A 19,745-nucleotide genomic window follows, 5' to 3' on the forward strand; every position below is an offset into this window, starting at 1 on the left:
AACTTAGGGGGGAAGGCATTTTTTCAACTCAGAATATATGTTAGGCTAGAAATACAACAAAGGTCGAGGGAGGTGCAGAAATGACAGTTATAAGCTTCACTGATCAAGATATTGCCAAATATACCGCCGCTGATATTGCTTCTTTAGCCGAACGACTAGAAAAAGATGAGTATAGTAACCCTTTCGAGGCTTTGCGGGATTGGCATCTGTTGCGAGCGATCGCTTTTCAAAGGCAGGAATTAGCCGAACCTTATCTTTATCTGTTGGATCTAGAAGCCTACGATGAGGCTTAAAGTGACTTAGTTAAACAAAACTTAACACAAATTACTGGGGGTGTGAGACTAGCACACCCATTATTTTTGTTTATGGTATTCTCCGGCTGAAAACAGCCCCTAGCTTTTTGCCCCTTATTTCCCTACTATCAATAACAAAGTATTTTTAGGCGATCGACTAGATTATGGGCAAACAATACAACGTTTATGGGATCGGTAACGCGCTCGTCGATATGGAATTTCAAGTCTCCCCTGAATTACTGCAAGAATTAGGCATCGATAAAGGAGTGATGACGCTGGTGGACGAAAATCGTCAAACCCAGTTGATGGAAAAATTGGCTTTTGATTGTAAACGCAGCGGTGGCGGATCGGCGGCGAATACCCTAGTAGCGATCGCTCAGTTGGGGGGTAGAGGTTTCTATTCCTGTAAAGTGGGTAATGACGAATTAGGTAAGTTTTATCTGCAAGATCTGCGGGCCTGTGGTTTGCATACCAATGAACATGGCGGCGAAAAAGAGGTGGGAATCACGGGAAAATGTCTAGTTTTCGTCACCCCCGATGCTGATCGCACCATGAATACTTTTCTCGGCATCACCGGGGAAATTTCCGAACGGGAATTAGTCCCTTCAGCGATCGCTAATGCCGATTATCTCTATCTCGAAGGTTATCTCGTCACCTCTCCCACTGCCAAAGCTGCCGCTATTAAAGGGCGAGAAATTGCTCAGGCTGCTGGAGTCAAAACCGCTTTATCTCTGTCGGATCCCAATATGGCGATCTTCTTCCGGGAGGGATTACTGGAAATGATTGGAACGGGGTTAGATTTCGTTTTCGCTAATGAGTCGGAAGCTTTGACTATTTCCGGCGGCGAGGAAATTGAGTCAGCGATCGCCTATTTTAAAACCATTGCCAAAGGATTCGCTATCACCCGGGGTGCCAGTGGTTCTTTGATCTATGATGGCGAAAATCTCTTGGAAATTGACCCCCATCCCGTACAGGCGATCGATACCGTCGGCGCTGGGGATATGTATGCAGGTGCGTTTCTCTACGGTATTACCCACGGTATGGGTTACAAAGGAGCGGGAAATCTCGCTTCTCTAGCGGCTGCCCGGGTGGTTTCTACTTTTGGGGCGCGTTTACAAACCGAGGAAATTCAATCCCTGCGCGATTCGATCGTTTTGGGATAGGTTTTGTCGGTGATCGGGAGTCAGTAGTCAGGTTTTTTCTCCCTGCTCCCTGCTCATAGACAGTCTTAACGAGTAATTTAGATAGTCAGACTAAATCCTGTTTACAAGGTATAGGAGAGCGGGGAGAAGGGAGCGGGTTTTTCAAGTGGGATTGGGGGTTAATCATACTATTAAAAACCGATTCAGTATAACGTTTCCGTTAGACATCAGACACTAATGGTAAACGACGAATACGAATACGGCTTGGCTCAACCGTAATGGCTGATCCTTGTTCTAAATCCTCCTCGCACTCAGCGATTACTGTCAACAAAAGATTCGTAAGTGCTTGGGCGCGTAATCTTTCAACCCGAATGCGAATGACTGAAGGAGTATTCGCCACATCAAGTGCTAGCAATGTATGGAAATCCGCATCGAGAGTAGCAACAACCCGTCCCTCGTCTCTAGCCCTTTGGATAATGTCTGAGTCTTCAGCTTCAGACATCCCTATTTGGCCAACATGAATAGTGTCGATCCCAGCATCACATAATAAAGTTGCCGCAGAAAGCGGTAGTCCCTGATCAAGCAACAACTTCATAGCGATTAGCAAGTTCAATGATGCGATCGTCCAAGTAAGAAGAGGCAAAAATTAGGGCTTGTCGAATATCTTCATCCTCCAGTTCGGGAAACTCTTGATGTAATTCTGCTCGATCGGGATAAGTTGCCAGTAGCTCAATCACTCGACGAACCGTAAGGCGAAGATTACGAATGCAGGGCTGCCCATTCATACGGTTTGGATGGCTCGTAATACGATCTAGTTTCATTAGAGTAATTCTATTTCTTCATGATCATTTTAACCTTTAGCGGGGGTAAGCAATGCCTGAAAAACATCCTCCACATATCCATTTTCCGTCATCAGATAAACCGTCACCCATACTATCTTTATATCACGCCCAAAAGCCTGTTAGCCAGATTAGCCCACACCGCACTTAAACCCACAGCTTTAATCAATGGGCATGGTGCGTTCCCCAAAAATCGATCAGTGGAGCAGTAGGATTTGCATTAGGGAACGCACCCTACAAGATCGGCGATCTGCTATGCAGTGCCTTCGGCATCGCACTGACAATTTTAGGCTCATTCTAGCGATGATTCTTCGATCGGACTACACCCCTTGACAAAAATTTATAATTATTCGATCTTTAGCGATCGCTATCGGTGGATAGTTGTTTTTTGTTACAGCAGTGTGGAGCAGTCTAACTGATGGTTATATTTCCAGATTATCGCCCGCAGGAAACCAATCTTGATCGAGAATTTGTTCAAGGGAACCAATAGGTATAGCGGGGAAAGTATCGAGGGGTAATTGAGTTCTAACTTGAGCCTCTTTTCTAGCAAATTGATAGCATTCCTCAAAGATTTCGAGAATATAGGGTTTCAGACTAGGGCTATCTTTAATTTCTTTGATTATTTGTCGGCGAAAATTGATAATTTCTCCTTGCCAGTGACCCTCATTTCTTGCTCTTTCTCCTGTCCAGTAAGTTAGTTTCAGCAAATGTACCAGCAATTGAATCAAAAGATTTTCGATTTTGCGCTTTTCACTCCTTCCCATACTTGCTAATTCCTCCAGTAAATTATCTAAATCTACCCGCTCAAACTGTCTCGCTTGCAGTTGATTAATAGTAGTTCTAATCCAGAGATAAAAGTCTTGTTCGTACAGGGTTTTATTGTCCATAAATACTCACTTAAACTAAATAAAATGGGGATAATCATAGAACTTAACTATATAAACTAGCCACATATTTACCGTAGCCATTATAGGGCAAAGTTTCGATAATTTCCCAAGATAAATCACTTCTACTGCCGATAAATTTCTCCGTTGCTTGCGACCAACGGGGATGGGGTTTACTGGGGTTTACATTAGCCTCAAAATCGTATTCATGAGCGTCAATTGTGTTCCAGTAGGTGGCGGGTTGTTTGGCGGTAAATTCAATTTTTACTATCGATTTTGCCCCTTTAAAACCGTATTTCCAAGGCATAACCATTCGCAAGGGTGCGCCGTGTTGTTTGGGTAAATCATGCCCGAAAATTCCCACGGCAAAGAAAGCTAATTCATTGGCCATTTCTTCAATTCTTAAACCTTCTGTATAGGGCCAAGGTAAGGCTCCTAAATGTAATCCTGGCCCTTTGGTAATTTCGGGATCATAAAAGGAGGTAAAACGGACGAATTTAGCTTCCGGTTTTGGTTCCACTGCCGCGATTAAAGCACTCATGGGAAACCCTAGCCAAGGTAAGACCATTGACCAAGCTTCCACACAACGAAAACGATAGATTCTTTCTTCGAGAGGAAAGGTTTTTTTAATAGTATCTATATCGTAGGTTTGGGGATTTTTTACCAATCCTCCCACTTCTACCGTCCAGGGATTCGTCGGTAATTTCTGCGCTTTTAACCAGATATTTTTCCCCCCTCCGAACTCATAAAAATTGTTATATTTCCCAGCTACAGTTTCGGCAACTATAGGGCGATTTACCGTTAAAAACTGCGGATTTTTGCTGAACCCTTCAATTTTAGGTAATTGCAAACTTTTTTCTAAAGCTTCCGAGGAGGAGGATTTACCACAAGCAGTTAATAATAGGGAACTCCCCGCAATTCCTGTCCCGATTAACCCCTGTAAAAAGCGACGACGGTTAAAATAAACACTTTCAGAAGTAACTTCATTTTCGGAAATTTGCCAAGATTTAGCTAAACGAATTAAGACCATAATTATCCCCAATTTTATTGACAAAAAAGCAGAGTTATGATATGGGATACCACAACTCTGATTGTACAATAGTTTGTCAGTTTTTTTAAGAAATTTCGGCGAGCATGGGGGCAGTCACCAGAGGTTCCCGTCGTCCTTTTAAGACCATGGGAACTCCTCGCGAGGGAGCAAGGGTGACACCTCGGCGACTGGGTTTTTCGGGGGTATTATTAACTAGAGTTAACTGATAATTGGCCAAAATTGTGGCGATAGCGATTTTCATCTCGTAGATAGCTAAAACTTCCCCGATACAACGACGCGCTCCACCACCAAAAGGCATATATTCGTAGGGGGTGAATTGTTTTTCTAAAAAGCGTTCTGGTTTAAAAGTATGGGAATCGGGGAAAGTTTGCTCGCGGTGGTGAGCTAGATAAATACAACCCATAAGAATTGTCCCTTTTTCTAAAGGATAACCATCTAATTCTACTGGTTCTTCCACTGCTCGCGGAAAAGTTAACATCCCCACGGGATGAATGCGTAAAGTTTCCGAACAAACCGCCGAAAGATAGGGTAATCGAGTTATATCAATGGGGTTGGGATTATCTCCTAAAGTGGCTATTTCTTGCAGAATTTTTGCTTTAATTTCTGGATAGCGATGAGTCCAGTAGAGCGCCCAAGACATAGCGGTGGCGGTGGTTTCATGACCTGCGAATAATAAGGTCATTAATTCATCGCGCAATTCCTTATCGCTCATTGGGTTGCCTTCTTCATCCCGGGCTGACATCAGTAGTGATAAAATATCGGTGCGATTCGGGTTAGGATTAGCTTTTCTTTCGGCAATTTCTGTATAGATAATATCATCAATTTTTTCTTGGGAACGCTGATATTTTCCCCAGGGACTCCAAGCACCAAAATCAGCCCGCAAAATTGGGAAAAATAGCAAAGAAGCCATCACCGGAGAGTTAAAAATATCAAGCATTTCAGCCAGAATTTTTTTCAGGTTTTGATAACGTTCCCCTTGACTAATTCCAAAAACTGCCTCCATAATTACTTGTAAAGCAATCGCTGTGGTCGCTGAACGGGCTTTTAAAGGTTGATTTTCGGGCAATTCTGCCATTACTCTTAGGGTAATATCGCGGATTAAATCGCCGTAGAAACGCATTCTTTCCCCGTGAAAAGGTGGCAATAAAAGCTGACGGCGTTTTTTGTGGATATCTCCGTCTAACATGACGACGGAATAATCACCAATAATCGGGGCAATAATCCGATTGGCTTCCCCCGGTGCCGAAAATTTTTTACGGTCATTAGTTAAAACCTGTTGTAGGGCCGAAGGACTACTGACAAAGATAAAATTATCTACAGTTAAACCCACTTTTGTGCTAAAAATATCGCCATGCTTGCGGGCGGCATTTTCCATAAAAGCTACGGGATTAATGATCCATTGTGCCATTTGCACGAAGGTAGGGGCTTTGACCTTGGGGATGATTTTCATAGATTAATTGCTATATCGAATGCTAATTATTTCTAATTGTGACATTTTTTTCCCAGAGACGGCAAGGTGTAATAAGCTGCCCGCGCATTTAAATTGCTGATTGAGATGAGGCAAGGGGCAAGAGGCAAGAGGCAAAAGTAAAGGGATTAGGGGAGATTCAGCTAATCTAAGTATGGCAGTTAAGATGCGTCCTAGCTTATCAAGTAAACGCCAAAAATTACCGGGCTGTTCCTTGTCTTATCTTCTCCCAGAGAGGGAGATTTTCTGGGAATTTTCAGGATTGCCTTTCTGGTCTAAACAATGATAATCGCGGTAGAATAGCCCCCAGTTCTATTTAATTCGCTTCTATAGCGGTAAGCGCTTGAGTGAGATACAAACCAAGCTTTGCCTAGCATGGTTTATAGCTCGTGACACTGTACCTCATACGACTGCACACCGTTATATGGTTCAATCTCTTTTTTTTCATTCCTTATAGGGACTTTTTATGATTATTTCCAAGTTTTTGCCCTTAGGAAAAACTGTGATTATCAGGCATTTACTGTTATTAACTACATTTAGCCTTGTTTTTTTCCTGATTACTCCCCCCGCTTTTGCCCTCGAATCTGCTGCCCCCATCGGTTTTAATCCTCAAACTATTCTTTTCCATGCCTTAACTTGGGTGGATAGTTTGGGAGCCATAGGAGCGATCGCGTTTATAATTATCTATATTCTAGCTACTGTGGCCTTTTTTCCCGGTTCAATCCTGACTTTAGGGGCTGGTGTGGTTTTTGGCGTGGTTTTAGGCTCTTTTTACGTCTTTATCGGGGCAACTATCGGCGCTACTGCTGCTTTTCTGGTGGGACGTTATCTGGCTAGGGGGTGGGTGGCGAAAAAAATTCAAGGTAATAATAAATTTCAAGCTATCGATGAAGCTGTGGGGAAAGAAGGTTTAAAAATAGTGCTTTTAACCCGGTTATCTCCCATATTTCCGTTTAATCTGCTCAATTATGCCTATGGTGTCACCGGGGTTTCTCTGAAAGATTATCTACTAGGTTGCGCGGGCATGATTCCGGGGACGATAATGTATGTCTATATTGGCTCTTTAGCGGGCAATCTTGCCACTATCGGGACCTCGGCACCAGCCACTAACCCAGTTTTACAATGGACTATTCGTCTTATCGGTTTTATCGCTACCGTTGCCGTCACCCTCTACGTCACAAAAATTGCCCGTCAGGCCCTGGCATCAGTTATCAGTAAGTAAACCCCTCAATCGCCATCCCCACCTCACTCTGTCCTTGAGTGGGGAATGACGCGGATTTGTTGACAGGGACTAAAAGAGAGCCGGTGCTGAGAAGTAAGTCCATGGTTGCCAATCGCTTCCAGGTGTTGAGCCGTGCCATAACCCTTGTGACGAGAGAGTCCATAATCGGGATAGCGTCCGTGCCAACGAGTAATTAAGTCATCGCGCCAGACTTTGGCTACGATACTAGCCGCCGCAATTACCGGCGATTGTTGGTCTCCCTGAATTACCGCCTTTTGGGGGATTGACAAATCTTTAATAATGTGCTTGCCATCGATCAAACAGAGACTGGGGGAAAGGGGTAATTTCCCGATAGCTCTGCTCATTGCCAGTAGGGAGGCATGAAGAATATTCAAGCGATCGATCTCTTTCACCGTAGCATAACCGATGCGACAAACAAAATCCCGTTGTATTTGCTGGCTCAATTTTTGCCGTTTTTGGGGGCTAAGTTGCTTACTATCTTTTACCCCCAACTCCCACAGCCGGGCAAAACCAGAGGGGACAGTGACCACTACCGCCGCCACCACGGGGCCAAATAAAGCCCCGCGCCCCACTTCATCGACACCGGCAATTAAGGGTTCTGCGCTCATGACTCATCGGCAGTGGCGGAGGAACGACGGCGACGACGACGCAGCACCGCAGTTTCAGCCTCTACTTGTGGCTCCTCTGTCACCTCGGCGCTCACTGGGGTTTCTAAAGGAATGACTTCGCCGAGAAAAACTGGAGTTTCGGGCGCAATCGGTTCGGGCGTAAAAGTCACTGGCGCACTAGCTTCTTGGTCGATTTCCTGACTAACTTCGCTAGTGGTGGAACGACGACGACGGCGCACTAAGGGACGATTGTCGGTTTCCTCGCCAGTTTCCGTCACCTCTATCGGGGCGGCGGCGGCTGTGTCCTCGACTTCTAGGGTGGGAGTCAAGGATATTTCAGGAGTGGCAGCAGGCGTTTCTGGGTTTTCCGCTTCTCTTTCCCCTGCCAGTTTCACGGAAACAATCACCGATTTCGGGTCTTTAAACTCCTTATCCACCAGAATCAGGGGAGAAATGCCCATTAAAGAATAAACTTCCTGTTCTACGGGGGTCATTTCCACGGAAACCCGCTCCCGTTCGGTGACGGGAATATTTTTGGCGGTGCTGGCATCTTCTCCCCGCTTCGAGAGACGGGCGGGGCGTTCTCGTTTTTCCTCAAGGCGTTGGGGTTCTGATTCCGGCTCGATTTCGTTGTTAACACCGTTAGTAGCGGCTTTTTCGCTCCGTTCCTCTTTTAGTAACAGTTCCGAGGGACGACGACGACGGCGACGACGAGAATTATTAACCTGTTCTTGATAGTTGGGATGGAAGGAAAGATCTATATCTTGGGCGTTTTCTTCGGCCTCAAATTCGGAGAAAACTTCTAGATAGGGTTCGGCCGCCGCAACGCTAGGAGCGCTCTTATCTGGTAGAACTTTTGTATTAATCGGCGCAACGACAAGGGTTTCTTTTTCCGCGCGGCTAAGGGTGGGGGTTTCTAGGGCGATGGCGTTGCCTTCTCCGGGTAGATGGGCTAAATGGCCCAGTCCGCCGCAATGGTCACAGGTTTTGCCGAATAATTCATAAATGTTTTTCCCCTGACGCTTACGAGTTAATTCCACTAACCCCAATTCCGATAATTGGGCAATCTGGGGCCGGGCCTTATCGCTTTTCAGGGACTTATTAAACAATTCCAACAGTTTCAACTGGTCGCGACGGGAATCCATATCGATGAAGTCCACCACCACCACACCGCCGATATTTCTCAAGCGCAGTTGTCGAGCGATTTCTGTGGCGGCCTCGCTATTAGTCCAGAGTACGGTTTCCCGGGCCGTGGCCGAACGGGTAAAGGAACCGGAGTTAACATCAATTACCGTTAAAGCTTCCGTCGGTTCGATGATAATGTAGCCGCCGGAGGGTAAATCAACCCGGGGTTTCAAGGCCTCGCGAATGGCGGCGTTAACCCGGAAATAGTCGAGAATTGGCTGGGTTTCCCGATGGGAGTCGATATAAACCCCCTCGAGAGCTTTGCCGCCGCCCCAGTTCGTCAATTGCTGTTTAACTCGTTTTACCGCCATCGGGTTATCCACAACAATGCGATTGACATCGGCACTGTACATATCCCGCAAAACCCTTTGGATAAAGTCATCATCCCGGTTCAGCAGGGCCGGGGCCCGGCTGCTGACGGCCATCTGTTGGATGCTCTCCCACTGTTTTTGCAGAAATTCCAAATCCTCGATAATCGCCTCTTCCGCTTTGCCTTCGGCCTCGGTGCGTACCAGCAAACCCATCCCCGCTGGTTTGACCAAAATCCCTAAAGCTCGTAAACGGGAGCGCTCGTCTTCACTGCGGATGCGACGGGAAAGATTCACCCCGCGACCATTGGGCATCAATACCAGATAACGACCAGGGAGAGTGACATTTCCCGTTAGCCGCGGTCCCTTGTTGCCGGTGGGTTCTTTCATTACCTGTACCAGCACTTTTTGCTGGGGGGCCAGTAATTCCGTGATAGCACCAGCGGTTTTTTTCAGTCTTAAGGGGCCCAGGTCGGTGACATGGATAAAGCCATTGCGTTCCGCATCGCCAATATTGACGAAGGCTGCATCTATCCCGGGGATGACATTTTCTACTAATCCTAGATAGATGTCGGCCACCTGCTGATTACCTGTGGCTACAACTAATTCCTGAATTTGATCTTCCCAAAAAACAGCCGCTATATGGTGTTGTTCGGCTATGATTATTTGTTTTGGCATTCAATTTCCTCAATCTTTCGGTTTCAAAAGCGACGGACCATGGGCTATTTGTCTATGCTTTGAGGCTACTTCTGGAAATCTGGTCTTGTTAAGAAAGTTCTAAGAAGATGAGTCCGCATCGTTAAAGCCTCATCTTGATATTCATCTGCCCCCCAGACGTGGGAACTGAGTCTTGGTTTCAGTTTTTAAGTCTGTTTGGCAAGTGCCGGCTTGACCCACAATTAGACAAGCACAGCCAAGAGACGAGATTTTCAATTAATCCCTGAGTCTTGCTCGATAACAGCATTTTTTATCCGTTTCCGCCGGTTCTGTCTATCAGAATCTAGGAAAAAAGGAGTTTTTGAGTTACTCCCCTCGGCAACAGGTTTCTGTGGATGGGAAAAATAGCGCACTTTTCGATTTTCCAAAAACCACGATTCTTTTAAGAAATGCTTTAATCGAGTCTTATAGACGACTATAACTCACCGGGTCACTCTCTGACAAGACGATGATCCCCTGACCAAGATAAATTTTTCGGAGCAAGAAAGGAGTCAGTGGCTCAAATTCAGCAGTCAGGAGTAATGAGAGGCAATAAAATAGACCTAAAAAGCTATCTCTCCGACTTTTTGGGGTAAAATTACCTTTTTATCCCCTTTTGGCTTTCTCAAGAATTAATTAATCCGCCAGTACCGCTAGGATTATCGACGAGATGACCGGATTGACGGTTTCCTTAATCCCTATAATTCCCGTTCGGGCAGGGCGATAACGTTCAAAATTCCCTGTAAATCTGCCTCTGACTCGATTTCTAGTAATTCTTGCAGGTAGGGACGATAACGATAGAGTCGATAACCTTTCCCCTTTAACCATCGGGCCGCGGCTAAATTACTGCCTTGATTACCGGCAATATTTTCGTAGAGAATAATCGGGGCAAAACGCTCAAGTAAAAGTTGACTACCTTCTAAAACCGGTACTTCGTGGCCTTCCGCGTCAATTTTGAGTAAATCCACCCTTTCTAACTGATAGGTATCAATTAAACTATCGAGGGTAAAACAGGGGACAAGTTCGTAATTGTCTGACTTTAATTGGGCTGCATCAGTAACGACTTCATTTAATTCACTAGCTTGCTCAAGAGATAAATAAACATTTCCCCCTTGATGACTGGCCGCTCCTCCACAGGGATAAACCCAAGAAAATTGATTAACCCGACAGGTTTCTTCTAGTAACTGGATACATTGGGAAAAAGGTTCAATAGCGATAACTTTTCCCGTCTTACCGACTCGATGAGCAGCACTAAAAGTATAAACTCCCGCATTTGCTCCCACATCAATAACCGTCATTCCTTCCTTAATACTATGTCGCCAAAATTCCATTTCTGCTTCAAACCAATCCCCTTGGGCGAGTAAAACTCCCGTGACAAAACTGCGAAAACTTGCTTCTACAGCTAGGGTAATATTCCGATCAAAATTTAGATAGGTAAAGGGCTGATTTATATCTAAATTTGTCCAACTTTTCCCCGTTACTTTCGCCGTTTCTAACCAAAAATTGGCTAATTGTTGTTGTCCTAATCCCCGATAGGCTAAATAAAGAGCTTGCAAATTGTCAGCATCTTCCGGATCGAGATTAACGGCGCGATGGAGATGAAATAAACCTTCTAGCTGTTGATTAATTAATTTGGCGATACCTAATTGACGATTGAGATGACAGGAATTGGGGTTAACATGATTAGCTAATTCTAAAAATCTTATCCCATTTTGATTATAAAAAGCCAAGGATGACCGATATAATATTTCTGTAGATAAGAACAAGGTCTGCTCGCTATAATTAGCAGTCTCCAATAAATCCCTTAATAATTCCTGTCGGTTATGGGCAGGAAAATAATAAATTAACCCCAGGGGATAATTAGCATTTACCGATGATAGCACTTGGACTAAAGCATTAAAAGCATTTTGTGCCGCTAAATCTCGATCGCCCACTAGATAATAAACTAAAGCTAAATGGGCAGTAGCAAGGGGATAAACCGCCATTTCTAGGACTCTTTGCAGAGATTGAAAAGCCATCTCCACATACATCGATCGCATTGGGGAATTTTCCGCTTCAATTAAAGCCATCACCGCACAGTTATGAAAATCTAAAGCAGTTTCTGGTTCATCCCAATTAGTAGATAGATTTTCGGCGATTAAAAACTCTCCATCCATTGCCGGATTAATTGACTGGAGATACTGACGATAAAGCGCTAAATAATTACTCATAATCTAGTATGACCTGTACCCATTTGGGCGGACGAGGAATCGGATTACCGAGGCGATCAAGAACTAATAACGCCACTAAATGCACGGCAAATAAGTATAATAAACTATTGACAAATATGCCTACAACTGCCACCGATTGCACTTGCAGCAGCGTCGGTTTAGCGAGAATCCCTAACTGGGTGAAAATCCAATCAATAAAATTAGTCGCTTGGGTAATCACATATAACCAGAGATTTTCGCCTAAAAGAATTGAAAACAGCCAAAAACGAAAGAATAAACCAAAAGCACCCAACAGTCCCCCAGTCAAGATGGAAAATTCCCAGCGCGCACCCCGGCGCCAGCATAGCCCCAATTGTACCCCCATCAGGCCGTGGGGAATCAAAAAGACAATACTGCGAGTCGGTCCCATTAACACCGACAAAAGTAAACTAGAAACTAATGCTGTCATCCAAGCACAACGAGCGCCCCAACGTAAATAGGCTAAAGCGATAGGAATCGGGAAGAAAACCCTTAATAACGGTCCGAGGGGAAAATAATAATCAATTAACCAGATTAAACTGGTAGCACTGGCCAAAAAAGCCGTTTCCACCGTGATCAGGGTAGCGATAGACTTAAGGGGAGATGGTTGGATAGGTTTAGCAGTGGGTTTATCTAGAGGTTGTCCCTCTTCCCCCAGATCTACCCAATTGGTTTCATCTATTGTCTCTTCTGAGGATTGAGCGGGAGCATTAGCGTTAGAATCGTTCATTCTATCAGTTATCCGGTGGTCGGTACGGGTTGGCCGGCTATCCTTAGCTTAGACTTGCGACTCCCAGTCAGGCAAGAGGCAAAAAATAAGTAGGTAGGTGTTAAAAATTAATTGTCAACCCCCCTGATTAAGGGGATCGAACCTAAAATCTATCTTTAATTTAATTAGGGCTTGCTGAATAAATGTGAAATGTAGGCAAGGTAAGGGTTTTGTGGTTTTTCTCGCGAAACAGGTGCAAGATTTTGAAAGAATCGTGCTTCAAAACCTTGCGTCTTCATCAGATTTTCTATCCGAATGCTTCGCCCGTACTTTTTGCCGCAAACCCTAATTATAACCAGCTACTTAGTTCCGCCATAGAACTCCCTTGAGCCATCTAGCACAATTTTCTCTTTTTGTCAAATTTTATGTTAAGAAAGATGTAACTAATGGATAGCTTAATAAGGAGGAATCTGATAATTTTTAACACCTACCCACTTAGCTATCTAGGGACTATTCCTGATAAGATTTAATTTTATACTCCCATCTCCCATGGCGTTAATTCAATGGTATCCCGGTCATATTGCCAAAGCGGAAAGAAAACTCAAGGAACATCTTAAACTCGTGGATGTGGTTCTAGAAGTGCGCGATGCTCGCATTCCCTTAGCTTCCCATCATCCCCAGGTGGACGATTGGATTGGCAATAAACCGCGCTTATTAATCTTAAATCGTCTCGATATGATTCCCGAATCTGCCCAGCAACAATGGGTAACATGGTTTAAAAGTCAAGGAGAAACCGTCTATTTTACTAACGCTAAACAGGGAGAAAGAGTTAAAGCAATTATCAAAGCGGCGGAAAAAATTGGCGATGAAATTAACCAAAAACGTCAACTGAGAGGAATGTTACCGCGTCCAGTGCGGGCCGTGGTGATCGGGTTTCCCAATGTGGGCAAATCTGCCCTGATTAACCGTTTATTAGGGCGAAAAGTCGTCGCCAGCGCCCGCAGGGCCGGAGTAACGCGACAGTTACAATGGGTGCGAATTTCCGAAACCTTAGAATTATTAGACGCGCCGGGGGTGATTCCTTCCCGTTTAGAAAATCAAAAGGATGCGGTGAAATTAGCTATCTGTGAGGATATTGGGGATGCTGGTTATGATAACCAAAGGATAGCGGCGGCTTTTGTCGATTTATTAAGAGAATTACAGTATGAAGGACTTTTACAATCTCGTTACGGGTTGAATACCCTAGATATAACCGGGGAGGATTTTATCGAAAAATTGGCCAATCTCAAATATCAAGAAGATAAAGAAAGGGCAGCCATGCAGTTACTCAATGATTTTCGCAAGGGAATAATCGGGGCTATCCCCTTAGAATTGCCCCCTTCCTCTTGAAATCGCCTGTTTTTAACTCAATAGTTAATTACCCAATTTGTCAAAATTACCGCCTGTTAGTCCACTGAGCTGCCGATAAGATTAAAGAAATCGGTAAAGTTGCGAGGATCGATCGAACTCTGAAGGAAGATAGGGAATAAACGACAGAGATAACAAAGACTATGGGCAAACCGACTGGCTTTATCGAATTCCTGCGTGAACTTCCTTCCGAACTTACCCCCCTCGATCGCCTTCACAATTGGGATGAGTTTCATCTTCCCATGCCAGAAGATAAACTCCGCAATCAGGCTGCCCGTTGTATGGATTGTGGTACACCATTTTGTCACACGGGAACCCTAATTAGTGGCATGGCCAGTGGTTGCCCGATTAATAACCTGATTCCCGAATGGAATGATTTAATCTATCGAGGATTGTGGCGAGAAGCCCTTGATCGCCTCCATAAAACCAATAATTTCCCCGAATTTACCGGTAGAGTCTGCCCCGCTCCCTGTGAGGGTTCCTGTGTTCTCGGTATTCATAATCCCCCCGTTACGATCAAAAATATTGAATGTTCGATTATCGACAAAGGTTGGGAATCCGGGTGGATTACTGCCAATCCCCCCGCAATCCGTACCGGCAAAAAAGTGGCTGTGATCGGTTCCGGACCTGCTGGATTAGCGGCCGCCGACCAGTTAAATAAAGCCGGTCACTGGGTGACGGTTTACGAACGGGCCGACCGTCCCGGTGGCCTATTGATGTACGGTATCCCCAACATGAAGTTAGATAAAGAAGAAGTGGTTCTGCGTCGTCTCCAGATGCTGGAACAGGAAGGGGTAAAAATGGTCTGTAACACGGAAGTGGGCAAGGATATCAGCAGCCAAGACCTATTAAACGAATATGATGCCGTGGTTATCTGTACCGGAGCCACCAAACCCCGGGATTTAAACATCGAAGGTCGCCAATTAAAGGGCATTCACTTCGCCATGGAGTTTCTCACCGCTAATACAAAAGCACTATTAGACGGACAGCCTGGGGAGGATTTTATCTCGGCTGCGGGTAAAGACGTAGTAATTATCGGCGGTGGTGACACGGGAACCGACTGTGTGGGGACTTCCCTGCGTCATAACTGCCGTAGCGTCACCCAATTAGAAATTATGCCGCAACCGCCCCGAGAACGGGCTGCCGATAATCCCTGGCCCGAATGGCCGAAAATCTACCGTCTGGACTATGGACAAGAGGAAGCGGCCGCACGTTTTGGCGATGACCCCCGGGTTTATACCACCACAGCGACTAAATTCGAGGGGGATAGCGAGGGTAACGTCACAGGGATTCACACGGTACGGGTGGAATGGCAACGCAACGAAAAAGGACAGTTTATCCCCCAACCAGTGGCAGGAACCGAAAAAGTCATCCCGACGCAATTAGTTCTATTGGCCATGGGATTTTTAGGACCAGAACAGCCTTTACTCGATGATTTGGGCCTAGAAAAGGATGCCCGCAGCAATATCAAGGCCGAACACGGTCAATTTGCCACTAGCTTACCGAAAGTCTTTGCGGCGGGGGATTGTCGTCGTGGTCAAAGTTTGGTGGTTTGGGCGATTAATGAAGGTCGCGGGGCCGCCAGAGAATGCGATCGCTTTTTGATGGGGGCGACGGATTTACCTTAAACCAGTAGTTACCGAAATTTTGGGGTTAAAGCCTACCCCTTTTAGGGGTAGGGCTATTTCAAGGTCGATAGAGAGCTTGTAAAAAAGAGGAATCACCCAATCACCCGGTCAACCCTTTGCACGATAGGGTTAGATACTAACACAAAAAAACCCGCTGGCGCGGGCTTTTTTCACAAAAGCAAAGTTTTAATTAACCTAACAACGCTTTTGCCTTCGCTACCACGTTATCCAGGGTAAAACCAAACTTCTCTAGAATCACACCCCCCGGAGCAGAAGCGCCGAAGGTATCAACCCCCAACACATCCCCCTCATCGGTGATGTAACGATGCCAACCCATGGTTGAACCCGCTTCCACTGCGAGACGTTTTTTCACTGCTTTCGGCAATACCGATTCTTTGTATTCTGCCGATTGTTCCTCGAATAGCTCCCAACAGGGCATAGAAACGACGCGAGCTTTAATTCCTGCCTCTTTCAACACCGCAGCCGCTTTATCGCAGAGATACAACTCGCCCCCCGTACCAATGAGAATGACATCGGGAGTACCTTCGCAATCGGTGATAGTATAAGCACCTTTAGCCACACCTGCAAGGGAAGTTCCCGCTAAATTGGGCAGATTTTGACGGGAGAGAGCCAATAAAGTCGGGCGTTTCTTTTCGCTCACCGCTACTTTATACGCACCGGAAGTTTCCGTACCATCTCCCGGACGCATGACTAACAAGTTAGGAATAGCTCGCAGAGAAGCAACGTGTTCCACGGGTTGGTGAGTTGGTCCATCTTCCCCTAAAGCAATGGAATCGTGAGTCATTACCCAGATGACGCGGGTTTCTGACAATGCCGATAACCGGATAGAATTCCGCATATAGTCGGTGAAAATCAGGAAAGTCGCCCCGTAGGGAATCAATCCCGTGTTATGGAGAGCAATACCGTTACAAATCGCCCCCATCGCGTGTTCCCTTACGCCAAAGTGAACGTTACGCTCCTGATAACTGCCTTTTTGGAAATTACCAAAATGCTCTAATTCGGTGTAGTTAGAGTGGGTTAAATCCGCCGAACCACCGATTAAACCGGGTAAAACCCCCGCAAGGGCATTTAAGCAGATTTCCGAGTGTTTACGACTAGCCAGTGCCTTATCTTCGGGTTTATAAACCGGTAAAGCTTGCTCCCAACCTTCCGGCAGTTGACCGGTGGTTAACTGTTCAAATAAAGCCGCTTCTGCGGGATATTTAGCCTGATATTCGTTAAATAACTTATTCCAGTCCGTTTCTGCCGTCGTTCCCTTGTCCACTGCTTGCCGGAAACGATTTAACACCTCATCGGGAACCACAAACGGCTCGTATTCCCAACCTAATGCTTTTCGGGTTAACTCGATTTCTGTTGCTCCTAAGGCTGCCCCGTGAACATCGGCGGTATTAGACTTATTGGGGGAACCATAACCGATGGTGGTAGTGATTTTAATCATCGAGGGTTTATCGGTGACAGCTTTGGCAGCCGCAATCGCATTGGCAATGGCATCTAAATCGGTGTTACCATTCTCAACGTGCTGAACGTGCCAACCGTAGGCTTCAAAACGCTTGCTCACGTCCTCGGTAAAAGCGATATCGGTGGAACCATCGATCGAGATATGGTTATCATCGTAGAGAGCGATTAACTTGCCTAAACCCCAGTGACCGGCTAAGGAACAAGCTTCCCCAGAAATCCCCTCCATATTGCAACCATCACCTAAAATCACATAGGTGTAATGGTCGATAATTTTGGCATCCGGTTTGTTGAAACGGGCTGCTAAATGAGCTTCTGCTAGGGCCAAACCGACACCATTGGCAATCCCTTGACCCAGAGGACCAGTGGTCACTTCTACCCCTTCCGTGACGAAATTTTCGGGGTGGCCGGGGGTTTTCGATTTCCACTGCCGGAATTGTTTAATTTCCTCGAGGGGAACGCTATCGTATCCCGTCAGGTACATCAAAGCGTACTGCAGCATACAACCGTGACCGGCGGAGAGAACAAAACGATCACGATTGACCCATTGGGGGTTTTTCGGGTTAAAACGCAGGAATTGATCCCAGAGAACAAAGGCCATGGGAGCGGCTCCCATGGGCAGTCCGGGGTGTCCAGATTTAGCCTTTTCTACGGCATCCACCGCTAAAAAACGCACCGCATTAATACAAAGTTCTTCGAGGGATTGGGAGGCGACAACCATAATGTTTTTTAGAATGAACTACAAAAATAAGACCGGGTTAAAGAGGGAGCCACTCACAGATTACTCTTTCAGGGGCATCGACTCAAGCATATTTTCTAAAAGCTAAGGTGACGTTATGGCCACCAAATCCAAAGGAGTTGGAGAGAGCAGCGTTAACTATCTGCTGACGACTTTCGTAGGGGACATAATCGAGATCGCAATCGGGGTCAGGATTGTCCAGGTTGAGCGTCGGGGGAATCCGATCATTAGCGATCGCCATAACCGTGGCCACGGCTTCAATGCCGCCAGAACCGCCTAAAAGGTGGCCTGTCATCGATTTGGTGGAACTAACGGGGATTTGGTAGGCCGATTCTCCTAAAGCTTTTTTAATCGCCTTGGTTTCCGTGGGATCATTGGCCCCCGTACTGGTCCCGTGGGCGTTGATATAGCTAATTTCCGCCGGAGTTAAACCGGCATCTTTGATCGCTAATTCGATCGCTCTGGTGGCCCCACGACCATCGGGAACTGGAGCCGTCATGTGATAGGCATCGCAAGTCAGACCATAACCGATCATTTCGGCGTAAATACGCGCCCCACGGGCCAAGGCCGTTTCTAATTCCTCTATAATCAAGATTCCCGCCCCTTCCCCCATGACAAAACCATCCCGATCCTTGTCAAAGGGACGACTGGCCCGGGTGGGGTCATCGTTGCGGGTGGACAGGGCCTTAGCGGAGGCAAAACCAGCCAATCCTAGGGGAGTAACGGCGGCCTCCGTCCCACCGCAGATCATCGCTTTGGCAAAACCCCTTTGTACTAGACGGAAAGCATCGCCGATGGCATTGGAACCGGCAGCACAAGCGGTCACGGTACAGTTACTCGGTCCCTTGGCCCCCGTGTGGATAGCGGTTAAACCAGCAGCCATATTGGCAATCATCATCGGGATCATGAAAGGACTACACCGGCTCGGACCTTTTGTCAAGTAAATTTCCTGTTGATCCTCCAGCACTTTTATGCCACCTACGCCCGTACCAATTAGTACACCTATATCATCGGCATTGAGAGCGTCGATAACTAATCGAGAATCTTGCAGCGCTTGCAAACTAGCGGCGACGGCAAATTGAGCGAAACGGTCCATGCGCTTTGCCTCTTTGCGCTCCACATATTCGTGGGGGTCAAAACCCCGCACTTCCCCAGCAATGCGACAAGCGTGACGGGAGGCATCAAAGTGGGTAATTAAACCAATGCCACTTTTGCCGTTGATTAAGCCTGTCCAATAGTCTGCTAGATTATTGCCGAGGGGAGTGATCGCACCCATCCCCGTGATGACAACCCTTTTTAATGGCAATTCTGTCATGTTTGTTCAAAAATAAGGGCAGATTTTGCCCCAGATATTTAATTCTATTTGTCAATTCTCCCGCAATAATTAGGCGGTTGCTTCTACTTTCCCGCTAATATAATCGGCAGCTTTGCCCACAGTGTCAATTTGTTCGGCTGCTTCGTCGGGAATTTCAATATCAAATTCTTCCTCTAAAGCCATCACTAACTCGACCACATCAAGGGAATCAGCTTTCAGATCATTAGCAAAGCTTGCTTCGGGAGTAACTGTACCCGGATCCTCTACTTCTAATTGTTCCACAACAACTTTTTTAACTCGATCGAAAATTTCTGCACTCATGGATGTCAATTTTTATCCGCTGGTTTACCGGACTCTAGCCTCTAGGGTCTGGGGAAATGGGGCGGTGTTACCATTTCCGACAATAAATTTCGGTTAGCTTTTTCACTGACCATTTTTCATCTTACTGGAAGTTGTTCCCCTCTTGATGAAGTTTTTTTGCGCTCATCAGAAGACAAGGGTGTGGGGTGTCTGTCTCTTATACACA

The 19,745-nt window shown here is 46.0% G+C and carries 17 protein-coding genes; 5 read left to right on the plus strand and 12 right to left on the minus strand.

Translation table 11 applies throughout. The features are described 5' to 3' along the window. Positions 1-80: 80 nt before the first annotated feature. The gene (locus IQ234_RS06520) at positions 81-293 is read left to right on the plus strand and encodes a DUF2555 domain-containing protein (RefSeq protein ID WP_002732311.1); all 213 of its coding nucleotides are present in this window, start codon (positions 81-83) and stop codon (positions 291-293) included. 164 nt (positions 294-457) lie between these two features. Further along, positions 458-1,456, plus strand: a complete 999-nt coding sequence (locus IQ234_RS06525; RefSeq protein ID WP_193956497.1) for an adenosine kinase — start codon at positions 458-460, stop codon at positions 1,454-1,456. 199 nt (positions 1,457-1,655) lie between these two features. Here the strand turns inward: IQ234_RS06525 and IQ234_RS06530 are convergent, their stop codons facing one another. The 5 genes from IQ234_RS06530 to IQ234_RS06550 all read right to left on the minus strand — a co-directional run bounded on the left by IQ234_RS06530 (position 1,656) and on the right by IQ234_RS06550 (position 5,659). Then, on the minus strand, positions 1,656-2,030 hold the full coding sequence (locus IQ234_RS06530; protein ID WP_042790260.1) for a DUF5615 family PIN-like protein: 375 nt from the start codon (positions 2,028-2,030) through the stop codon (positions 1,656-1,658). Further along, positions 2,014-2,256, minus strand: coding sequence for a DUF433 domain-containing protein (locus IQ234_RS06535; protein ID WP_193956498.1), 243 nt, complete (start codon positions 2,254-2,256; stop codon positions 2,014-2,016). The genes IQ234_RS06530 and IQ234_RS06535 overlap by 17 nt, the downstream gene beginning before the upstream one ends. Before the next feature lie 440 nt (positions 2,257-2,696). Next, entirely contained in the window at positions 2,697-3,161 is a 465-nt protein-coding gene (locus tag IQ234_RS06540) for a DUF29 domain-containing protein (protein WP_193956499.1), read from the minus strand. A gap of 43 nt (positions 3,162-3,204) precedes the next feature. Next, a complete protein-coding gene (msrP, locus tag IQ234_RS06545) occupies positions 3,205-4,188 on the minus strand; it encodes a protein-methionine-sulfoxide reductase catalytic subunit MsrP (RefSeq protein WP_193956500.1) in 984 nt (327 codons plus the stop codon). Positions 4,189-4,273: 85 nt separating this feature from the next. Further along, positions 4,274-5,659, minus strand: a complete 1,386-nt coding sequence (locus IQ234_RS06550; protein WP_193956501.1) for a cytochrome P450 — start codon at positions 5,657-5,659, stop codon at positions 4,274-4,276. A 484-nt stretch (positions 5,660-6,143) separates the two neighbouring features. Between IQ234_RS06550 and IQ234_RS06555 the strand changes: the two genes are divergently transcribed. Further along, positions 6,144-6,899 (plus strand): TVP38/TMEM64 family protein, encoded by a 756-nt coding sequence (locus IQ234_RS06555; protein WP_193956502.1) that lies wholly within the window; start codon positions 6,144-6,146, stop codon positions 6,897-6,899. A 23-nt stretch (positions 6,900-6,922) separates the two neighbouring features. Here the strand turns inward: IQ234_RS06555 and IQ234_RS06560 are convergent, their stop codons facing one another. From IQ234_RS06560 to IQ234_RS06575, 4 genes are all read right to left on the minus strand, one after another. Next, entirely contained in the window at positions 6,923-7,528 is a 606-nt protein-coding gene (locus IQ234_RS06560; RefSeq protein WP_193956503.1) for a ribonuclease HII, read from the minus strand. Continuing rightward, positions 7,525-9,699 (minus strand): Rne/Rng family ribonuclease, encoded by a 2,175-nt coding sequence (locus IQ234_RS06565; protein WP_193956504.1) that lies wholly within the window; start codon positions 9,697-9,699, stop codon positions 7,525-7,527. The genes IQ234_RS06560 and IQ234_RS06565 overlap by 4 nt, the downstream gene beginning before the upstream one ends. A gap of 716 nt (positions 9,700-10,415) precedes the next feature. Further along, the gene (locus IQ234_RS06570) at positions 10,416-11,927 is read right to left on the minus strand and encodes an FkbM family methyltransferase (RefSeq protein ID WP_193956505.1); all 1,512 of its coding nucleotides are present in this window, start codon (positions 11,925-11,927) and stop codon (positions 10,416-10,418) included. Beyond that, positions 11,920-12,675: a DUF2232 domain-containing protein gene (locus IQ234_RS06575; protein WP_193956506.1), complete on the minus strand. Its 756-nt coding sequence runs from the start codon at positions 12,673-12,675 to the stop codon at positions 11,920-11,922. Before IQ234_RS06575 ends, IQ234_RS06570 begins: the two co-directional genes overlap by 8 nt. Positions 12,676-13,203: 528 nt before the next feature. Here IQ234_RS06575 and ylqF point away from each other — a divergent pair. Then, positions 13,204-14,043 (plus strand): ribosome biogenesis GTPase YlqF, encoded by an 840-nt coding sequence (ylqF, locus tag IQ234_RS06580; RefSeq protein ID WP_193956507.1) that lies wholly within the window; start codon positions 13,204-13,206, stop codon positions 14,041-14,043. A gap of 161 nt (positions 14,044-14,204) precedes the next feature. After that, positions 14,205-15,689: a glutamate synthase subunit beta gene (locus IQ234_RS06585; protein WP_002784459.1), complete on the plus strand. Its 1,485-nt coding sequence runs from the start codon at positions 14,205-14,207 to the stop codon at positions 15,687-15,689. Positions 15,690-15,879: 190 nt separating this feature from the next. Here IQ234_RS06585 and tkt read toward each other — a convergent pair whose 3' ends face one another. The 3 genes from tkt to acpP form a co-directional block, all read right to left on the minus strand. Next, positions 15,880-17,886, minus strand: coding sequence for a transketolase (gene tkt, locus IQ234_RS06590; RefSeq protein WP_193956508.1), 2,007 nt, complete (start codon positions 17,884-17,886; stop codon positions 15,880-15,882). A gap of 82 nt (positions 17,887-17,968) precedes the next feature. Further along, a complete protein-coding gene (gene fabF / locus IQ234_RS06595) occupies positions 17,969-19,219 on the minus strand; it encodes a beta-ketoacyl-ACP synthase II (RefSeq protein WP_193956509.1) in 1,251 nt (416 codons plus the stop codon). A gap of 69 nt (positions 19,220-19,288) precedes the next feature. Next, the gene (gene acpP / locus IQ234_RS06600) at positions 19,289-19,540 is read right to left on the minus strand and encodes an acyl carrier protein (protein ID WP_002748990.1); all 252 of its coding nucleotides are present in this window, start codon (positions 19,538-19,540) and stop codon (positions 19,289-19,291) included. Positions 19,541-19,745 lie beyond the last annotated feature (205 nt).

It is taken from the genome of Microcystis aeruginosa LEGE 91341, assembly GCF_015206885.1.
In the GTDB taxonomy this organism is placed as follows: Bacteria; Cyanobacteriota; Cyanobacteriia; order Cyanobacteriales; family Microcystaceae; genus Microcystis; species Microcystis aeruginosa_H.